Origin of the sequence: Janthinobacterium svalbardense, from assembly GCF_002327145.1 — a bacterium.
Lineage (GTDB): Bacteria > Pseudomonadota > Gammaproteobacteria > Burkholderiales > Burkholderiaceae_D > Janthinobacterium > Janthinobacterium tructae.
This window is the reverse complement of record NZ_CP023422.1, coordinates 3210278-3229526: the sequence shown is the minus strand read 5'-3', so window position 1 is coordinate 3229526 and position 19249 is coordinate 3210278. Positions and strand designations below refer to the sequence as shown.

Below are 19249 nucleotides of genomic sequence, written 5' to 3'. Positions count from 1 at the left end.
ATCGCTGTCATCATCATTCAACCAGGAGAAAACCATGCCGATTACCGATTACGCCAGCCTGCTGCGCAGCGCCCGCGACCAGGAACAGCCGCAACGCCTGCTGTTCACCTTTACCCAGGCGCAGGCCCAGCCAGGCGGCCAGGGCAAGTCCCTCACGCCCGTGATGTGCGCCGACAAGCTGCCCGATGAACTGGGCAGCTTCGAGACATTGATGGAGGAGTCGAAACAGATGCAGACGCACTGGGACGTGGTCTTCGTGGCGGGACTGGCGGGCCAGGACGGCCAGCCGCCCGCCGCGCAGGAATGCGAGGCGCCCCTGCGCGGCATGGTGACGGCCATCGAGCAAGGCCGCATCGACGGCCTGCTGGCGTTTGACCGCAGCGGGGATTTGTTACGTTTTAGCTGAGTCCGGCCAAGGGCGCTCATGCAGATGGCGCGCCCGTTCGATCGGACAGACCAGCGGCAAAAACTGCTGCTGGCGCGCCGAATACGCCATCAGGGCGCCGCTGTCGATGTCGAAATACCAGCCATGCAGTTTCAACACCCCCTGCTCCACCCGGCGCTTCAGCCATGGGTAGGTCAGCAGGTTGTCCAGCGACTGCAATATGCTGGCCAGCTCGCACGCATGGTGCTGTTCTTCCGACGAGCGGTGCGCCAGCTCGCGCCGCACGCGCTGCGCCACCGGTTCGGCGATGCGCATCCACTGTCCCACGAAGTCCGTTTCCTGACCTTCCGCGCGCGGCTGCGGTTCCAGCAGCGCGCGAATGCCGCCGCAGCGCGCGTGCCCCAGCACGATGACCCTGGCCACTTCGAGCTTGCAGACGGCAAACTCGATGGCCGAGCTGACGCCGGGCGGCGCGTCGGGCGTGCACGGCGGCACCAGGTTGCCGATATTGCGCACCACGAACATGTCACCCGGGTCGCTGCCCGTCAGCAGCATGGGGTCGACGCGCGAATCGCAGCAGCCGATCAGCAAGGTCGTGGGCCGCTGCCCGTCGCGCAAGCTGTCGTACAAGGTCTGCGGCTCGCTGAAGTACTGCTGCTGAAACAGGCTGAAGCCGTTGACGAATTTTTCCAGTTCTTCCATCACATACTCTCATTTCTTCAACATCTGGCAAGAACGACTTGCCAGACATTCCAACTTTAGCAAGGCATAGGCGCATTCTTGCGCGCATAGCACCACCAGGTGATCGCGATGCAGCTGACATAAAAGCCGATGAAGCACCACAGGGCCGCGTCGGGGCTGCCCGTCAGCGAAATCGAGGTGCCATAGCTTTTCGGGATGAAGAAGGCGCCGTAGGCCGCCACGGCCGACGTGAAGCCCAGGACTGCCGCGCCTTCCTTGTTGGCGTCGACGATGGCTTGCTCTTGCGCCGCCTTGCCCTTGCCGGCGGCCGCGCGCTGGTGCTCCGTCAAGAAGATCACGGGGATCATGCGGAAGGTCGATGCATTGCCGATGCCCGTACCGGCGAACAGCAGCATGAACATCCAGAAGAAGCCTTTGAAACTACCGCCTGCACCGGCTTGCGGCATGAAGTACAGCACGCCCAGCACGGCGCCTATCATCAGCAGGAAGGACCACAGGGTGACTCTGGCGCCGCCCAGTTTATCGGAAATCACGCCGCCGGCCACGCGCGCCAGCGCACCGACCAGAGGGCCCAGGAAGGCGTAATCGAGCGGGTTGACATCGGGGAACTGGATCTTGATCAGCAGCGGAAACGCGGCCGAATAACCGATGAAGGAACCGAAGGTGCCCGTGTACAGCCAGCACATGAGCCAGTTGTGCTTGCGCTTGAAGATCACGGCCTGCTCGGAAAACGAAGCCTTGGCCGAGGCCAGGTCATTCATGCCGAACCAGGCCAGCAAGGTCGACAGCGCGATGAATGGCACCCAGATGAAGCCCGCGTTTTGCAGCCACATGTCCTTGCTCACGCCATTCTTGACCCAGGTCAGCGAATCGCCGCCCCAGGCGCCGAACACGGCGAAGGTGATTACCAGCGGCACGACGAACTGCACCACCGACACGCCCAGGTTGCCCAGGCCCGCATTCATGCCCAGCGCGAAACCCTTGCTCGCCTTCGGATAGAAAAAGCTGATGTTGGCCATCGACGAGGCGAAATTGCCGCCGCCGAAGCCGCACAGCAGCGCCAGGATCAGCATGGTCGGATAGCCCGTGTTCACATCCTGCACGGCCAGGCCGATGCCGATGGCGGGAATCAGCAGCGAGCCCGTGGAAATGGCCGTCCAGCGGCGTCCGCCGAAAATCGGCACCATGAACGAATAAAAGATGCGCAAGGTGGCGCCGGACAAGCCAGGCAAGGCCGTCAGCCAGAACAGCTGGTTGTTACTGTAGGTGAAACCGATGTTGGGCAGGTTGACCACCACCACGCTCCACACCATCCACACGGCGAACGCCAGCAGCAGCGCGGGAATCGAGATCCACAGATTGCGCGCGGCCGTGGACTTGCCCGTGTTTTGCCAGAAGCTGGGGCTTTCCGGCTCCCAGGTATTGATCATGTAGCGGCTCACGGGGTTACTCATAACGTTGCTCCTGCAGGTTGATTGGTTGGTGCCGCACGCAGCGGCTTGAACGAGAAATACATCCAGACGAGGGAAACGCAGACGGTGCCGTACAGCAGCATGAAGGCGCTCGAACGCACGCCGGTGAAGTCCACCAGGGCGCCGAACATCACGGGCAGGATGAAGCCACCGAGACCGCCGGCCAGGCCCACCACGCCAGAGACGGCGCCGATGTTGTCGGAAAAATCATCGCCGATGAACTTGAAGACGGACGCCTTGCCCACGGCCATGGCAATGCCGACGATGAACAGCAGCGCGGTGAACCACAGCGGCGACAGGCCGATATGGATGGCCAGCGGCCCCGTGACGGTCTCGATCACCATCTGCGTTTGCGGATATGACAGCAGGAAGAAACACACCCAGCACACCCACATCACGGCCCAGGTCACCTTGGCCGCACCGTATTTGTCCGAGATCCAGCCGCCAAACGCGCGCAGCACGCCGCCCGGCAGCGAGAAGCAAGCGGCCAGCAGCGCCGCGTGCTTCAAATCAAAACCGTATTCGGCCACGTAATACTTGGTCATCCACAGCGCCAGCGCCACATAGCCGCCAAACACCACCGAGTAGTACTGGCAATAGCGCCACACACGCGGGTCCTTCAGCACCTTCATCTGCGCCGAAAAACTTTCGCCCGATGGCGCCAGGTGCGATTTGTCCGTGTACGAAAACAGCCAGAAGATGATGGCCGTGGCCAGCATGGCGACCGCATACACCTTCGGCAGCATTTGCCAGCCGAAGGCGGCGACGATGCCCGGCGCGACGAACTTGGTCAGCGCGGAACCGGAGTTACCAGCGCCGAAGATGCCCATCGCCAGGCCGCGGCGCTCCTTTTCATACCAGCGCGCCACATACGGCGTGCCGACGGAAAACGAGCCGCCCGCCAGGCCCACGAACATGCCCAGCACGAGGAAGTGCCAGTAGGCGGTGGCGTAGGAAATCAGCCAGATCGGCACCACGCTGGCCAGCATCAGCCAAAAGAAGACGCGGCGTCCGCCGTATTTGTCGGTCCAGATGCCCAAGGGCACGCGCACGAGGGAGCCCGTCAGCACGGGCATGGCGGCCAGCAGGCCGAATTGTGTTTCAGTCAAGCCCAGGCTGGTCTTGATGGGGATGCCCAGTACGGCAAACATCATCCAGACTGCAAAGCAGATGGTAAACGCGAAGGTACTGCTGATCAGCACGGACGCCTGCTTGCGCCGCATGCCGGGTTCGACTGCCTTGTTACTACTGTTGTTCTTAGTGCCATCTAGGGTAGCCACGATGTTTCTCCATGAATGCACTGGCCGTCTGGCCAGCCGTCCCGACCAGCTTACGTGGCAGAGGCGAAAGGCACTATCGGCCACAGGGTGATTCTGGAAAGGCAATCTGGATAGCCGTATCGGCAAAAGTGACTAGATGGCGCAGTGTGGACCTAGCCTGGATGGCGGGCGTTTTACAAACGCAGGTATTTTTGGCACACTCGGCACCGGCACAACAGGGAGCGGCATGGAGAACAGAACGGAAGCAAATGAAATCGTCACCCGCATGGCCGGGCATGGCGATGTGGCAGCCATGCTGGCATGCGACGCGTATGCGCAGGCGCACCCGGAGCGTGGCGATGCCGTGCGCGGCGCCGTCGACAGGGATCTATGCATGGTCGCCATCCGCGCCGGCCAGGTGGCCGGCTATGTGCTCACGCACGACGACTTCTTCGGCCACGGTTTTGTTTCGCTGGTGGTGGTCGCTCCCGGCCAGCAGCGGCGCGGCGTGGGACTGCGCCTGCTGGCCGCCGCCGCAGACGCATGCCAGACAGAGAAGCTATTCACCTCGACGAACCAGTCCAACGGCGCCGCGCAACAGCTGTTCGCCAGCGCAGGCTTCGTGCGCAGCGGCCGGATCGAGCATCTCGATGAAGGCGATCCGGAGCTGGTGTACATGAAATGGTGCCGCTGATGGCGCGTCCTCCCGACGGCGTATGGCGCGGCGCGCCAAAGGCGGTTATGCTGGCGCCACCGCCAATCAACGCCCACCACATCACGCATGGATTATCTGAGCCTCAAGCATTTCCACATGGGCTGCGCCGCCGCCAGCGGCTGTCTTTTCCTCTTGCGCGGCGCCTGGATGCTACGCGCCTCGCCGCTGCTGCAACAGCGCTGGGTGAAGGTGCTGCCGCATCTGGTCGACACGGCCTTGCTGGCCGGCGCCATCGCCCTGGCCGTGTGGAGCGGCCAGTCGCCGGGCAGCCAGCCCTGGCTGGCCGCCAAGCTGTGCGCGCTGCTGGCCTACATCGTGCTGGGCACCATCGCACTCAAACGGGGCAAGACGCCGGCCGTGCGCGGCGGCGCCTTCGCGCTCGCCGTGCTGGTATTCGCCTACATCGTCGCCGTGGCCGTCACCAAACAGGCCTGGCCACTGTGATGCCTCAGATATGCAGCAGCGCAAGCGAGCTGGCGGCCGCTGGCGCGCCCTGCATGTGCTTAGTTGGCGCGGCTTCTTTCCAGAAGTTTCTTGCCGGTGGCGTCCTTTAGCCACCATTCACGCACCTCGAGCGCCTTGTTCTCGATGCTGGCATTGGCCAGCAAGGGATTTTTCTTCAGGTAGACGATATCTTCCTCGAAATTGTCGTGTATCGACGCCACTTCCAGGAAACGGTTGGCATCCAGACGTCCCAGGTAGATGACCTTGCCAGCCACGACGTCAAACTCGATCGCCTTCGGCGACGATTCGGAGTACTTGGACCTGCTTCCATAGTCAAGCAGCCAGATGAGGATGCGGTAGCGTCCCGGCGTCAGCTGCAGCGCAAAAGTACTGCCCTTGCCCGTAGGAACTTTTGGCGCGACATTCTGCAAGGAGACCTGGCCGGCGGGAGCATGGCTGGATAACCACAAATCTTTGTCCTTGTTAGTGGCAAGGTCGCTGCTGACAATGCCGAATCTGGCGCCATGCGCCTCGAAGACGGCGCGCTCGAACACGGTGCCGACGACAACGCCCTTGGCAGGGTCGGGGGTCGTGTAGGTAAACGCAGGCGCGCTATTGCGGCCGGTGACGCAGCCGGACAACAGCGCAGGCAGCAAGACGGCGCACGCCAGCGCGCGCAGCATGGTGGTTCGGACAAACATGAATGATCCTGGATGAAATGAAGAAAATGGATAACAAGTAGTGGGCAAAGAGCGACAAGCGCACCTGTGCCTGCCTGGGCATCGAAAAATGTTTCCGCATGGGAATATTTTTAGTGTATCCGCTTGGCGGGAAAATGTCTAGTTGATAAGTAGTCGAAGAGCGCAGTACGATTTCTGCAGAGCGCGCCCGGATCCGCGGCAATGATAGTATTGGCAACATCATCGACAAGCCGGCCACCCTGGCCATGCCGCCCCCATTGAAAGGCAAACATGCTGCTATCTGAACTGCTGACCAAGCTGACCTGCGGTGACCTGGAAGGAGAGGAACTCGACGAAGCCGTCACCGCCATCACCGCTGCGCCGTCCGCTCCCCGCGACGAGTGGATCGACAGCGATGCGCAGGCCTGCACGGTGGCGATCCTCTTGCACCTGGCCTGCCATATGGCGTCGAGCGACAAGCTCGATGAACTGCACGAACAGATACAGGACATGTTCGACGAATTCCCCGACTTCCCCTACGAAATGCTCGAGGACAGCGGCGGTAGCGCGCTGCCCTATTTCGAGTGGCTGGACACGGAACTGGCGCAGCGCGCCATCGAAGACGGCGGCTATGAGTTGATCCAGATCGACGGCAACGGTTCCGACGAAATGGATGCGCTGGTGGTGTACCGGCGCGACACGGACGACATCATCCAGGCGGCGGCATTGATGGGCGTGACGATACGCCGGCCGCTCACCTACTATCGCGGCATCGAAGCGATGGTGGGCAAGCGGCCGTTCTGAGACCCCGCGCCTATTGCATCGGCAAGGCACTCACATCGACGGCGGGCGTCTGGCCCGTGGCCGGGCGCGTGAAGCTCTGGCCGGTTTTTACGTGCTCGGCAAAAAAGCCGCCGTTACGCAGGTAGAACTTGCCGTTTTCCAGGCCGCCCGCGTAATCCATGCGCTGCGCGTTGGTGGCCGTGGCGTCGCCCGTGTAGCGCCCTGACGTCACTTCCGACCAGGCGCCGGAAACGTTCCTTGCCCACTGGTTGCCGAACTGGACGCGGCGCTGCGTGTAGCCCAGGGTATCGATGAAGTTCTCGAGAAAGGAATGCACGCGCGTCAAATACGTGGAAATCGCCGGCCGCTTCCAGGTGGCGATGTAGCGCCACTTGCCCGTTTCCGGCGCAAAGAACCAGGCCGAATAATCGCTGCCGCCCTTGCCGTCGGGCCGCGCGCGCGTGATGAAGCGGTACGTGGTGCCAGCCGCCCAATTATATGAAAGGTAGGTTTGCCCACCCGTGCCCTCTCCGCCAAATGCGTTGTCAACCACGCCGGCGCCCTTGCTGACCAGGGTGGTCTTGGCGCCATCCTCGGCGTCCCACACGGAAAACAGGATCCAGCGCTCGCCGGGCGACTTCACCTGGATGCCCATGTAACCCTGGCCGAAGCCGTTGGCCATGAAGTAGGAGCCGATGACGTCCTGGCCCTTGGGGATCGTCATCTCGTTATAAAAATACTCGGTATTGGCCGGCACCGTATAGCCCATGTGCACGGACGGCCCGCGCCGCGACCAGTAGTAATTGGCCGGGTCGTTGGCATAGTTCAGTGTGGCACCGGCCGTCACCTTCAGCGCGGCGACGTCGCCGAACGTGGCCTTGGCGCGCGTCAATCCCTGCAAGTCCACCTTCACATAGCCGGCCGCCGGCACATTGACCGTACCGACGGCGTAGGTCTTGCGCGCCTTGCCGGCCAGCCTGACGTCGAACGGCGTGCCGTTGATCTTCACGCGGATGGTACTGTCGCCGCCATCGGCCAGGCTGGCGTCGAGCGCCACCTGCACGGGACCTGCTTCAGCCACGCGGAAATACGTGCTGGCGACGGCAGAAGGATTGCTCCAGCCGGTCAGGCCATGCTCGCCGATGACGGCGCCCTTGTCTGCGCTGGTGATGAAGGCATTGCCGGCCAGTTCCACACTGGCGGGCGTCGCGCACGCCATGGGCGCGGCCACGCAGGCTGCCACGCAGGCGGCCAGTAAGGGCATGGCGGGAAGGACTGCGCAGAGCAATGAACTTGTGTGTTTCATCAACGTCTCCTGAAATGGAAAAAACCCGCTACGGCGGCAGGCGCGGTAGCGGGTTGTAAAGCCTTAGTACTTGCCGTCGAGGGCGAAGATCGGCTTGCGCGCTTTCCACTGGCCGCCCGTGAAGTCGGGGAAGTCCAGGGTCTGGAAGTTGGCGGCGATCGATTGCTCGGACAACGGCGTGATGGCGCTCCACGTCACGGCATCGTAGATATCGATCGGCATCGGCGCATTGGCCTTCAGGGCTTCGACAAAGGCGTGGATGACGAAGAAGTCCATGCCGCCGTGGCCCGCGCCTTCCGCTTGCGCCGCGTATTTGCGCCAGACCGGGTGCTCATACTTGTCCTGGTAAGCCTTGAAGTCATCCCACTGGTGCGGCTTGCTGACGCCTTCGATATGAATCGAATTATTCAAGTCCATCCACAGGCCGTCCGTGCCTTGCACGCGGAAGCCCAGCGAATACGGGCGCGGCAGGCTCGTATCGTGCTGCAGGATGATGGTTTCACCGTTCTCGCACGCCAGCGTGGTGGTGACCACGTCGCCCAGCTTGAATTTCACCTTGGCGTTCGCATGCTGCGCGCCGCCCGGCTGCTTGACGATGTAGTCGTGCAAGCCGCGCGCCTTGGTGGCGAAGGCGTTGATGCGCGTAAAACGGTTGCCGCGGTTGATTTTCGTGTACATGGCGCACGGGCCGATGCCGTGGCTTGGATACAGTTCGCCATTGCGCTCGACCGAGTGCTGCGTGCGCCAATGGGCTTCCGACCAGCCCTTCTCGCCGAATTCCACGCCGCCGCCATACGGCTTGGCCGGATTGCCGCTGTTGAATTTGACGGCGCGCAGGTCATGCTGGTAGCCGCCCTGCAGGTGCAGCAGTTCGCCGAACAGGCCTGCGCGCACCATCTGCAGCGCAGCCATCACGTCGCGGCGGTAGCACACATTTTCCAGCAACATGTAGGGTGTGCCCGTTTTCAGCTGGGTATTGAGCACATCCCAGTGGTCTTGCAGGGTAATGCCGGCCACCACTTCGCAACCGACGGGTATCTTCGCCTGCATCGCGGCGATCGCCATGGGCGCGTGGAATTCCCACGGCGTGGCGATGATCACGCCATCGAGGCCGCCCGCGTCCAGCATGCGCTGGTAGGCTTTCTGGTCGCGGTCTTCGCCATAGGTGCGCGGACGCGGCTTGCCGGCTTTGGCCACCTGGCCCAGCGCGTGTTTCAGCATGATCGGTTCGATATCGCACAGGGCAACCACTTCCACGTCATCGCGGCGCACCAGTTCGGCCAGCAGCACCTGGCCGCGCATGCCCGTGCCGATCAGGCCCAGGCGAACCTTGTCGCGGCCGGTGGCGGTTGCGGCGTTGGCCGCGCCAGGCAGCAAGGCGCTGCCGGCCATGGCGCCACCGGCCAGCGCTGCGCTGGCGGACAGGAAATTGCGTCGATTGATTTGTGTCGTCATTGGTCTCTTCTCGCTTCCGTTGGTAATGATCGTCACCGGCCCGCCGCACGGCAGGCCGGTTGCAGGTTAATAGGTGTATTCCGCAGTGAAGCGCACGGAACGCGGCGCCGTGCGTCCATCCACCTGCAGGTAATTGCGGGAGATGGCGCCATGGTCTTCGCGCGTTTCGGTATAGCGGGTGACGGTCTGGCTGTTGAAGACGTTGAACACGTCCACTTTCAGGCTCAGGCCTTTGACGGCGCTGGGAGTATAGGCCACATTCATGTCCAGCTGGGCTTGCCATGGCAGGCGGCCCTGGCTGCCGCGCGGCGCCGGCTTGCCGTTGCAATAGAAGTAGGAATCGCCGTAATTGCCCTCGAACTTCAGATTATCGGGCAACGCGCCGATGCAGTTGCGCGGCGCACCCGAGATCAGCGACAGGTTGGCGCCCACCATCACGTCCGGGATGACCTGCATGAAGCCGTAGGCCTTGAAGGCGTGGCGGTGGTCGCCCGGCAGATAGCCATACGCGTTGTACATCAGTTCCTTGTGGTCGTCGCTGACCGTCAGGCCCACGTCGCCGCCGCCGATGCTGTCCGTCTGGCCTTCCATATTGCCCTTCAGGCCGGACAAGGTGTAGGTCAGCTTGCCGTACCAGCCGTTCGTGTACGGGTGCTCGACGAACATGTTCAAGGCGCGGTAGGTGCGCGATGGCAGCGGGTTGCCCCACTCTGCCGCCGATATATCCACGCGGCGCAGGCCCTTGCCATCGTCAAAGTCCACCATCAGGCTGTTGTCGCGGCCCGGATTGATGATGGCGCACTGGAAGCCGCTCCAGTTAGCCGTATCGACGCTGTTGCGCGTGGCCCAGGCTTGCAGCGGACGTTCATCGCAGCTGTCGTCGTTGGTGTCGTTCAGCTTGCGGTACAACACACTCGCACCCACCACCAGCTTCTTGCTCAGGGCGCGTTCGAAGCCCAGCGAGAATTCATCCTGCGACAGCGGCTTGAGGCCAACGGCCGTCACTTCGCGCGCATCGCGGCTCTGGCCATACGCGTTGTTGGCCGAATACGGCTTGCTGATCGCATGCAGGCCCGTCGGCGCGCCCGTGACGGGATCGACGCCCGTGTAGGTAAACATCTCGCTGGTGGCCAGGAAGGGGCTGGCCATGTTGCTCGACAAATTCGATGGCACCGGCAGGTGGTAGCGGCCGCCGTTGGCGAAGAATTTCAGGCTGCCGTCGCCCAGATAATCCCAGGTGGCGCCCAGGCGCGGGGCGATCATGTTGCGCTGCGAAATGAAGGCCACGCCATCGCTGCTGTAATTGGTGAACTGTTCGCGGCGCAGGCCCAGGTCCAGCAGTACCCGCTCCGTGACCTGATAGTGATCCTGGATGTACTGCGCCGATTGCACGCTGGTCGGACGCGCCAGGTTGGCGTTCAAGTCCTTGCTGACGTAATAGCCCTGCTTGCCATAGCCGTCGCCCTGGTACGGCGTTTCAAAGGCGCCGTTGATGGCGCGGTTCGGATCGGTCGCGCGCTGGTAGCTCCAGCGGTAGCCGCCGGCCAGGCTCAGGCCCACTTGCGATTCCACGTCGATGCGGTCGATGCCGCCGCGCAGCGAGTGCTTGCCCAGCTTGTATTCGAGATCCAGGCGCTTGGCTTTCTGGCGGTCGTCCGACGACGGATCGACCAGGGTCCCCGTCACCGTTTGCGGATTCGCGTACGCCAGGCCGGGCACCTGGGTCGATGCATTCGACGACGTTTGCGCCAGCAGCGGATTGTAGCCGTCCGGGGTACGGCGGTGCGCAGTGCGCGACTGCCCCATCATGGCCGTCACGGTCAGGTTGTCCGTCAGGTAGCCCGTGTACTTGAAGATGTCGACATTCGCGCCTGGCGCAGCCGACGATCCGCAGCAGTTGATGGTGGTCTCGCTGCCGCCGCCAGGCACGTTGTTGCGTTTCAAGGTGGCATAGTCGAAGCCATAGCTCTGGCTATCCGTTGTGGTGCGGTCATACAGCTTGGTATATTCAAAGTGATGGTCGTCCGTCAGGTTGTAGTCCAGCTTGGCCATCATGCGGTCAACCTTGCTCTTGCTTTCGCGCCAGCCGTTCGGCAGCACCTTGTCCGAGTCGTCGCGCGCACCGGCGACGGCGCCGCCGTCCGTGCGCGTCTGTTCCAGCGCCACGAAGGCGAACAGCTTGTTCTGGATCAGCGGCCCGCTGCCGTACAAGCCGACGACCTTGCTGGTGCTGCCGTTATCGCGATTCCAGTACTTCAAGGTGCCATCCGTGTCCGGATTGGCGCCCGTGTTCGGGTAGTACCGGTTTTCCGTTGTGCCCTTCAGCGAACGGGGGATGATGGAGACCTTGCCGCCGAATTCGACCTTGTTGCCGCCGCTCTTGGTGGTGATGTTGATCACGCCGCCGGTGGAGCGGCCAAACTCCGAGCCGTAGCCGCCCGACAGCACCTGCAGGTTGGAAATCGCGCCAAACGGCAGCTCCGACGCGCCCACCTGGGTGAGGATATTCGTGATCGGGAAGCCGTTGACGTAGAAGGCGTTTTCCGACTGGCCCGAGCCGCCGATCGACGGCGCATTGCCATACACGCTGTTGGTGCCGCGCGCCACGCCCGGCGTCAGCTGCACGATGGAAGCCACATCATTCCCGACCGGCAGCGCTTTCAATTCCTTGGCCGTGAAGATCACGCCATTGTTCGTGTTCGACACGTCGATCGTGTTGCGCGACGCTTTCACCACGACGGTTTGCTCCTGGCCCACGGAACCGGCCACGCTGGCCGGACCGAAGTTCGCTTCCGCACCGGCGCCGATCAGGGCTTCGACTTCCTGCGACGCTTCCACCGAACCGGCACGCAGCACGCGCACCGCATAGCGGCCTGGCGGCATGGAATTGGCCACATAGCGGCCCGACGTATCCGGCGTCAGGCTGCGCCGCACGCCCGTCGCCAGGTTTTCCAGCACCACGGTGGCGCCGGCCGGTGCGCTCACTTCGCCGAAAATGGTACTGGTGGCATTCGACTGTGCCCAGGCCTGGCCTGGCACGCCGGCCGCCAGTGCGATCACGATCGCGGCGGCGCGGCTGATGTCGCGCAATTTGAGTCGGGTGGTATGCATGCTGTCTCTCCGTCTATATCGAGGGTTATGCGCGTCCTCCCCGCTCCAGGGCGGAGTCGGGGGATGCAATTTTTATGGTGTTCGTCGGAAGGTAGCGCCAGACAGCCACACCTTCCGGGAAATCAGTCCGTATCGGCTGATTTTCGTTTTCTTGGGATTACTTTAAAAAGAAAAATAAGTATCGTCAACAAAAAGAAAGTTATAACGCAAATTTATCGCTCAAGCTGGCAAATAAACGTGATTTATCTTTCGACTCAATGACTAGCACGGAAAATAACTTTCGTTATCGTGGTGTGACAGATACACACGTAGGCAGGGAGGTGAGCGAGAATGGTGAAACGCCCCAAAAATCCGGAGAGAAAAACACGAAAGCAGCCCTGACGGACTGCTTTCACTTACGTTTATCTTTCGTATTACATATTTCAGAGTATTGTCTTTTCTTTTTCATGGCAATACCCCGGCCCGCACAGGCGGGCCGGGGCTAGGTCACGGCTTAAAAGAACTTGTAGCTGGCCGAGAGCGCAAACTGGCGGCCGAACAGGTCCTGGCTATGGTTGTAGCCTTCCCAGCCATTCGGGTCGTAGTACGGCTGCTTGTTGAACGCGTTTTTCACGTTCAGGCCGATGTCCAGGTGCTTAATGGGCTTCCAGCTGAAGGCCAGGTTCACCGTGGTGTACGACGGCGCACCCTTGCACTGGCCGGCCGGCAGCGACACCGAGGCGGCGGTGCAGTTCTCCGGCGTGTTGTCCTTGTCCCAGGGACCATACGCCCAGCGTGTCTTGCCCGAGTAGTTGACGAACACGCTGCTGACGAAGTTGCGGTAGCTCCAGTCAGCATTCACGGTGGCGCGGTAGCGCGGCGAATCGTAGTAGCCGACGGTATTGCCCTTGATGTCGCTGCCGTCTTCGCTGTCATGGGTATCGCGCTTGCGGATGGTGGCGGCGATGCCGGTACTCAGCTTGCCCCAGTCACCGAGCGCAAAGCGCGTGCGCGCGTCAATGTCCACGCCGTCCATCAGGGTGCGGCCGCGGTTCGAATACGAGTTGATCAAGCCGCCCAGGTTGCCCACCGAGTAGCCCGGCACGCCGCCCGCGCACACGCCAGCGTTGGCGGGATTGGCGCACATGGCCGCCACTGCCGCCACGTTGCCCCGGTCCGTATCGGTCAGGTCGTTGCGGATGGCGTTAGGCGTGCCGGCCAGGGTCGGACCGTACTTGCCCACCAGTTCCGTAAACAGCTCGTTGAAGTCCTGGCGCACGATTTCATCGCGGCGGTTGATGAACCAGTAATCGATGGAAATGCTCACGTCCTTGGCCGGCTGCAGCACCAGGCCCACGGTGGAAATCTTGGCCTTTTCCGGACGCAGGTTCTGGTTCGGCGGCGTCAGGCCGCCCACCGTCGTGGAGCAGTTCGAATTGAGCAGGCTCTTGCCCAGGTCCGCATCCGTTGCCACCCTGGACTTCATCAGCGCACGCGCCATGGCATTCGTTTCGTCACAGCGCACCGTGTCGCGGATGCCGCCCACCTGCGCAAAGACGCCGCCTGTGCCCGATTCGGCCAGGTTGGGCGCGCGGAAGCCTTCGGAATACGTCCCGCGCAGCATCAGGTCGGGCCGCGCGCGCCAGATCACGCCCAGCTTGGGCGCCAGGTTGGCGGCGAAGTGCGGATATTTGTCCAGGCGCGCGGCCGCATTGACTTCCAGGGTGTCGCTGAGCGGCACCACCACTTCGCCAAACACGGCGGCGATGGTGCGCTTGCCATCGAACCAGGAACCGCCCTGCTGCGTGATCAGGCCATTCGCCGCATCCGCGTTGCCGGGCGTGAGAAAGCTCTCGCGCATGATGTTGGTGCCCACGGCGGCGCGCACTTCGCGCTCGCCCAGCTTGAACAGGGTGCCTTCGACCTTCGCGTCCCAGGTCATCAGCTTGGTCCAGGATTCGATGGCGAAGGTCGGGTAGGCGGCGCGCAGGAGCGCCGCGTTGGCGTCACTGATTTCGCCGAACTTGTAGGCGGGATTGTCCGAGATATACGTACGGCCGCTGACGGGATCCTTGGTGAACGGGCCAAACGCCTGTTCAAAACCCTTGATGTTGATATTCGCCGTCTGGAACAGGGTCGAATGGCTGCCAGCCACGCTGAGCGCCGTTTCAAAATCCCAGCCACCGCCGATGCTGCCACGCAGACCAACGAGCGCGCGGTAGTTTTCATCGACATTCTTCTGGCCGAAGTGGCCCGTCGCATCCTGCAGCAGATAGTTCAAGCCGGCCGCGCCGCCCATCTTGGCCAGCATATCGGCATCGAGCTTGCCCTTCAGGTAGACGTTGCTCGGGCTCAGAAAAGGCGTGGCGAAGGTGTTCAGGGCATTGCCCGTGTTACGCGCGAACCAGTTGTTCGTGCTGCCGCTGTTGAAACTGGACGGGCCATTCTCGCCGCGCATCTTGATGTGGGTGAAAGCGCCTTCCGCGAACGCTTCCATGTCACCGCCGAGTTTCAGCCGGCCGCTCAGGTAAGCCGTGGCGCGCTCCGAGGTAGGCCCCGTGTCGAGCTGGTTGGGCAGCGCATTCCATACGCAGCGCGTGCCCGACGCCTCGGTGATGCTGGTGTTGCAGCCGGGCGCGGCGCGCTGGGTGCGCGCATTGTTCTTCGCCTTGTCGAAGACAAAGAAGGTCCCCGGGTTCATCACGCCCGGCTCGCTGCCGACGCCCACACGCATGTTCGGGATGAAATTGGGATTGTTCGCATAAAAATACGCGGGGCGCTTTTGCCAGGTGTCGGCCAGGGCGATGCGGTCGCGCTGGTAGACGTTCACGGAACCATAGATGTTGTAGCCGTCGTTGGCCAGGTCGCCCAGGCCATACAGCACGCTGGCCTGGCGCTCGCCATAGGCTTTCACGCTGGGCGAAAACTCGCCGTTGGCGCGCGCTTCCAGTCCTTGATACGATTTTTTGGTGATCACGTTGATGACGCCGGCCACGGCATCGGAACCATACACGGCAGAGGCGCCGTCCGTCAGGATTTCCATGCGTTCGATGGCGGCGGCGGGAATCGCATCGATATTGACGAACATGGTCTGGAAACCGGCCGGCGCACCGTAGAAGGACAGGCGGCGGCCATTCAAGAGCACCAGGGTGCCCTGCGCCCCCAGGCCGCGCAAGTTCGCTTGCGAACCGCCATCGGAACCCGTGAACATCGAGCGGAAGTCCTGCTGCGCCGGGCGCGCGGCGGGCAGGTTGTCGAGCACTTGCAGCAAGGTGAGCGCGCCCATGTTTTCGATCTGCTTGGCGTTGATCACCTGTACCGGCGACGCCGTTTCCGCGTTGATCCGCTTCAGGCTGGAACCCGTCACTTCGACACGCTGCAGTTTTTCCTCCTCCGCTGCCAGCGCTGTCGACGCCAAGCCTACCGCCACCATGGCGGCCATCAGTTTTTTCAAGTGCATTCCCATCTCCCTTATTATCAGTGGTTATCAGTGATTTGTTTTCGTCGGCTTGCAAGAGCCCCTCCCCGGTCCGAAGAGGGGCTCTTTTTTAGTGAAATGATTGATTGCTTAGCGCGGCTTGACTGTCGCGCCTTCCGTGCCGGTCAGCACGGCGTTGGCCCAGTTACCGCAGACCTGGGCCGGGTGGGCGCCGCGCGCACCCAGGGTGCGCAAACTGAGCTGGCTCAGGCCGCGCACGTCGATTTCGGGTTTGACCACCCCGGGAGCCGTGACCAGGCCGCTGTCATACAGCAGCCGCTCACCGCTCCAGACCTTGAATTGCAAGCCGCCCGCGCTGCGGCAACTATCGTCCACGCCCAGGTCGGCGCGCAGCAGATTCCAGTTGCCGGCCAGCTGCAAGTCGATGCGGCTGGCCGGTCCCACGCCGAGGCCCTTGCGGAACCACAGCCCGTTCATGCGCATCTCGGCCGCCTTGCTGGCTGGCCGGTCTTTCGCGATAGGCTTCGGCAGCACCAGGTCCGACAGATAGCGCTGCACCTCCTCGCCTTCGGCCACGCGGTGCTCGAGCACGCGGAATTCGGACAGGGTGACGGGCGCCACGTCGCTGGCCAGCGCCGCATCAAACGCGCGCGCCACCGGCCCCGTTTGCGCCGCCGTCACCATCGGGTCGGTGGACGCCGCGCCATCGCCTTCCGGATTTTGCGTGCTCATGACGCGGAAGCGCAGCAAGCGTCCGGCCGTGGCGGGGAAATTGATCGTCTGCCTGCCTTCCTCCAGCTTCAGGGTGCCGCGCGCAAGGGCCGCGCCCCATTCGCCGTTGTTGTCGCCGATGTAGATTTCATAGTCGCGCACCTGGCCATGTTTCCAGTGCTGGTCGTTGCGCGGCGCCAGTTCGATGCCGTCCACCAGGCGCCGTTCCGTAAAGCCGATCACCCATTCGTGCGGACCGCTTTTCACGGACGGGCTGCGCACGGTGCGGAACCACGTCTCGGGCTTGCCGTCGAAGGCGTTTTCCAGCGGATAGCCGCTTTCCTCCGCAGGACGCGCCACCACCTGCATCGCGTCGGCCGGCAAGGCGCGGCCAGGCACGGGGGCGGCGGGGAAGTCGGCGTCGATTCTCGCCACGGCCAGCGCACCGGCAACCTGCAAAGTCAAGGGCTGGCGGATGTCCTGCGCCGCCACTTTCACGTGCAGGGTGCCTTGCCGGTCGGCCGCGTCGAAATACCAGCCTTCGACCGCCTTGTCGTAGCCGGCGCGCTCGCCCGCTGCCGCGATCAGCCGTTCGCCAGCGCGCACGGCGGCGGGGGCCTGGCCCGCCAGCATGCGCAGCGCATAGCCGCGGCGCGCTTCCTGGCCCTGGTACTTGCCATCGACGGCGCCGATGTCGATCTGCACATCGGCGCCCGACTGGCGCATGCGGATGACTTGCTGGCTGAAGGCGCCGCCCTGGTACTGGCGCGTGTTGCCGTCGTCTTCATACAGGGTGTAGTCGGACTCGCCGTGCGGGTAGATGTCGAGCGTGAGTTGATCCTTCGGCTTCTGCCCGTCGTACAGCATTTCCGGATACATGGGCAGGATGGCGCCGGCGCGCACGAACACGGGCAGCTTGTCGAGCGTCACCTGCATATCGAGGTCGCGCCCCTTCGCGTTGGCCGTGGCCTGGCGGCCATCCCAGTAGTCGTACCAGGTACCCTGTGGCAGGTGGATGCCCTTGCGCCAGCCGCCGCTGACGGCCTGGCTGCGGTAGACGGGCGCCACCAGCACGTCGCGCCCCAGCAGGAATTGGTATTTGTACGCTTCCGTGTAGGCGGCCGGGTCTTGCGGGTAATCCCACATCAGCCCCCGCACCAGCGGCGCGCCCGATTGCTCCGCTTCGCGCACCAGCGTATACATATACGGCGTGAGGCGCATCTTGAGCTTCAGATAGCGGCGGTTGATGTCACGGTACGGTTGCTCGAACCACCACGGATGCTTGCGCTCGGCCGCAGCCCAGCCGGACATGCCCATCAAAACTGGCGTAAAGCTTTTCCACTGCAAGTCGCGCAGATAGGTTTCCGGGCTGCCGCCGAAGATCGCATCCACGTCGCCGGACGCATATGCCTGGCCGGACAGGCCCGAGCCGATCAGGGTCGGGATATGCCAGCGGATGTAATCCCAGCTGGCGCTCTGGTCGCCTGTCCACGCCACGGCGTAGCGCTGGATGCCGGCCCAGCCCATTACCGTCCACAAAAATGGCCGGCTGTCGGAGTTGTTCAGGATGCCGTCATAGGCCGACTTGTTCGCGTCCATGGCGAACTGATAGCCCTTGCCCGTCCACGCCACGTCCAGCTTTTGCACGCGGCTGCCCGCCTGGCCCACTTCCCAGGCGATCTTGTCGACGCCGTTTTCCGTCCACAGGCCCGTGCGGAAGCCATAGCCGGCCAGGCCCTTCACGGTTTCCGGCAAATTCGTGTAGCCGCAGCCATAGCCGTCGTTGGGTAAAATCCAGCCGCCCGGCATGTCGTGTTCGCGGTACTGGCGCGCCACCGTCGCCACCACGTCCGGCGTCTTGCCCGTCGGGCCATCCGTCCAGCCCTTCGGCACGGAACCGGGCTTTTTGACATTATCGCCATCGTTATAGCAATCGGCGTCGCCGTATTCCAGCGCCCAGCGGGGCAGCATGCGCGCGCGGCCCGTCAAGTCCGTGTAGCGGGCGACGACGTTGCGCAGGTCCTTGCCTACAAAGAAATACGCGTCGAAGCGGCCTTCCGCGTGCTGCAGCGAGATCTGCTCCTTGTCGCGCAAATCGTAATTGCCGTCGGACCAGGTATTGCGCAGCATGCCCCATCCGCGTGAACTCATCAAAAATGGCGCGGGATTCGGCCGGTCGCCCTCTTCCCAGCCGCCCGAATACGACACGGGCACCTGCTTGCCCTTGAATTCGAAGCGGCCATTTTGCTGGCCGCCGCCGAAGTAACGCTCGCCCGGCAAGCTCGATAGCACCTGCACGCCCTGCTTGTCGTCGAGCGACAGCGGCTGCACTTCGCGCCACAGCGGCACCAGGTCGCCCTTGCGGTACAAGGTAAAGCGCAAGGGCTTGCGGTCGATGCGCAGGCTCAGGGCTTCGGTGCTGATCAGGATATGGTCGGGCTGTTCATTGATCTGGTACGCCACCTGCGCGGCAGGCTGGCCCACGACGATGGGCGCGGCCTTGTCGCCCGGCCCCGTCAAGCCCCCCTTGCCGCCCGCCTGAATGCGCAGCACGTCCGCCTGCGGCAGGCTGATACGCAGCTGCACGCCCGTGTCGCTGCGCACATCCCAGCCCAGTGCCTCGCCCTTGGCCACATCGGCCGCATGCACGGCACTCAAACTTGTCAGGTTGCCGATAGGCGCGGCCTGCAGGCCCGGCACTGCCAATGTGGCGAGGGCGGCGAGGACACAGGCGGCAAGGGCGCGGCGGGGAAGCGGGAGAGGTTTCATCTGGCGGCTTTCAGAAAATCGAAGTGATGGAAATACTTT

Annotated in this window: 13 protein-coding genes; 4 read left to right on the top strand and 9 right to left on the bottom strand. The window is 63.1% G+C overall.

Annotated elements, in window-relative coordinates; translation table 11 throughout:
• Positions 1 to 34: 34 nt before the first annotated feature.
• Complete coding sequence (locus CNX70_RS14395) at positions 35 to 406, top strand: ribonucleotide reductase subunit alpha (protein ID WP_096235234.1); 372 nt, start codon at positions 35 to 37, stop codon at positions 404 to 406.
• On the opposite strand, the gene CNX70_RS14390 is transcribed toward CNX70_RS14395, so the two are convergent.
• From CNX70_RS14390 to CNX70_RS14380, 3 genes are read right to left on the bottom strand one after another with little or no spacing between them, the layout of a single operon-like run.
• Positions 392 to 1087 (bottom strand): carbonic anhydrase, encoded by a 696-nt coding sequence (locus CNX70_RS14390; protein ID WP_096235233.1) that lies wholly within the window; start codon positions 1085 to 1087, stop codon positions 392 to 394. The two genes, CNX70_RS14395 and CNX70_RS14390, sit on opposite strands and share 15 nt — an antisense overlap.
• 56 nt (positions 1088 to 1143) lie before the next feature.
• Complete coding sequence (locus CNX70_RS14385; RefSeq protein WP_208624417.1) at positions 1144 to 2541, bottom strand: NarK family nitrate/nitrite MFS transporter; 1398 nt, start codon at positions 2539 to 2541, stop codon at positions 1144 to 1146.
• Positions 2538 to 3782, bottom strand: coding sequence for an MFS transporter (locus tag CNX70_RS14380; RefSeq protein ID WP_096235231.1), 1245 nt, complete (start codon positions 3780 to 3782; stop codon positions 2538 to 2540). The genes CNX70_RS14385 and CNX70_RS14380 overlap by 4 nt, the downstream gene beginning before the upstream one ends.
• Positions 3783 to 4065: 283 nt before the next feature.
• Between CNX70_RS14380 and CNX70_RS14375 the strand changes: the two genes are divergently transcribed.
• Both CNX70_RS14375 and CNX70_RS14370 read left to right on the top strand, forming a co-directional pair.
• A complete protein-coding gene (locus CNX70_RS14375) occupies positions 4066 to 4512 on the top strand; it encodes a GNAT family N-acetyltransferase (protein WP_096235230.1) in 447 nt (148 codons plus the stop codon).
• Between the two features lie 87 nt (positions 4513 to 4599).
• Positions 4600 to 4977, top strand: a complete 378-nt coding sequence (locus CNX70_RS14370) for a SirB2 family protein (protein ID WP_096235229.1) — start codon at positions 4600 to 4602, stop codon at positions 4975 to 4977.
• 59 nt (positions 4978 to 5036) lie between these two features.
• Here CNX70_RS14370 and CNX70_RS14365 read toward each other — a convergent pair whose 3' ends face one another.
• Positions 5037 to 5678 (bottom strand): hypothetical protein, encoded by a 642-nt coding sequence (locus CNX70_RS14365; protein ID WP_157751021.1) that lies wholly within the window; start codon positions 5676 to 5678, stop codon positions 5037 to 5039.
• 270 nt (positions 5679 to 5948) lie between these two features.
• On the opposite strand from CNX70_RS14365, the gene CNX70_RS14360 reads away from it, so the two are divergent.
• A complete protein-coding gene (locus CNX70_RS14360; RefSeq protein ID WP_096235227.1) occupies positions 5949 to 6461 on the top strand; it encodes a hypothetical protein in 513 nt (170 codons plus the stop codon).
• Positions 6462 to 6471: 10 nt separating this feature from the next.
• Here the strand turns inward: CNX70_RS14360 and CNX70_RS14355 are convergent, their stop codons facing one another.
• From CNX70_RS14355 to CNX70_RS14335, 5 genes are all read right to left on the bottom strand, one after another.
• Entirely contained in the window at positions 6472 to 7746 is a 1275-nt protein-coding gene (locus CNX70_RS14355) for a DUF3472 domain-containing protein (protein WP_096235226.1), read from the bottom strand.
• A 63-nt stretch (positions 7747 to 7809) separates the two neighbouring features.
• Complete coding sequence (locus CNX70_RS14350; RefSeq protein ID WP_208624416.1) at positions 7810 to 9201, bottom strand: Gfo/Idh/MocA family protein; 1392 nt, start codon at positions 9199 to 9201, stop codon at positions 7810 to 7812.
• A gap of 66 nt (positions 9202 to 9267) precedes the next feature.
• Positions 9268 to 12312, bottom strand: coding sequence for a TonB-dependent receptor (locus tag CNX70_RS14345; RefSeq protein ID WP_096235225.1), 3045 nt, complete (start codon positions 12310 to 12312; stop codon positions 9268 to 9270).
• 493 nt (positions 12313 to 12805) lie between these two features.
• Complete coding sequence (locus tag CNX70_RS14340) at positions 12806 to 15751, bottom strand: TonB-dependent receptor plug domain-containing protein (RefSeq protein ID WP_096235224.1); 2946 nt, start codon at positions 15749 to 15751, stop codon at positions 12806 to 12808.
• 108 nt (positions 15752 to 15859) lie between these two features.
• Positions 15860 to 19210 (bottom strand): TIM-barrel domain-containing protein, encoded by a 3351-nt coding sequence (locus CNX70_RS14335; RefSeq protein WP_096235223.1) that lies wholly within the window; start codon positions 19208 to 19210, stop codon positions 15860 to 15862.
• Between the last annotated feature and the right edge of the window lie 39 nt (positions 19211 to 19249).

Coding starts and splice junctions, on each gene's coding strand:
- CNX70_RS14375 (WP_096235230.1), top strand. CDS start 4,066: ATGGAGAACAGAACGGAAGCAAATGAAATCGTCACCCGCATGGCCGGG.
- CNX70_RS14390 (WP_096235233.1), bottom strand. CDS start 1,087: ATGGAAGAACTGGAAAAATTCGTCAACGGCTTCAGCCTGTTTCAGCAG.
- CNX70_RS14360 (WP_096235227.1), top strand. CDS start 5,949: ATGCTGCTATCTGAACTGCTGACCAAGCTGACCTGCGGTGACCTGGAA.
- CNX70_RS14345 (WP_096235225.1), bottom strand. CDS start 12,312: ATGCATACCACCCGACTCAAATTGCGCGACATCAGCCGCGCCGCCGCG.
- CNX70_RS14380 (WP_096235231.1), bottom strand. CDS start 3,782: ATGCGGCGCAAGCAGGCGTCCGTGCTGATCAGCAGTACCTTCGCGTTT.
- CNX70_RS14370 (WP_096235229.1), top strand. CDS start 4,600: ATGGATTATCTGAGCCTCAAGCATTTCCACATGGGCTGCGCCGCCGCC.
- CNX70_RS14355 (WP_096235226.1), bottom strand. CDS start 7,746: ATGAAACACACAAGTTCATTGCTCTGCGCAGTCCTTCCCGCCATGCCC.
- CNX70_RS14340 (WP_096235224.1), bottom strand. CDS start 15,751: ATGCACTTGAAAAAACTGATGGCCGCCATGGTGGCGGTAGGCTTGGCG.
- CNX70_RS14335 (WP_096235223.1), bottom strand. CDS start 19,210: ATGAAACCTCTCCCGCTTCCCCGCCGCGCCCTTGCCGCCTGTGTCCTC.
- CNX70_RS14365 (WP_157751021.1), bottom strand. CDS start 5,678: ATGTTTGTCCGAACCACCATGCTGCGCGCGCTGGCGTGCGCCGTCTTG.
- CNX70_RS14385 (WP_208624417.1), bottom strand. CDS start 2,541: ATGAGTAACCCCGTGAGCCGCTACATGATCAATACCTGGGAGCCGGAA.
- CNX70_RS14395 (WP_096235234.1), top strand. CDS start 35: ATGCCGATTACCGATTACGCCAGCCTGCTGCGCAGCGCCCGCGACCAG.
- CNX70_RS14350 (WP_208624416.1), bottom strand. CDS start 9,201: ATGACGACACAAATCAATCGACGCAATTTCCTGTCCGCCAGCGCAGCG.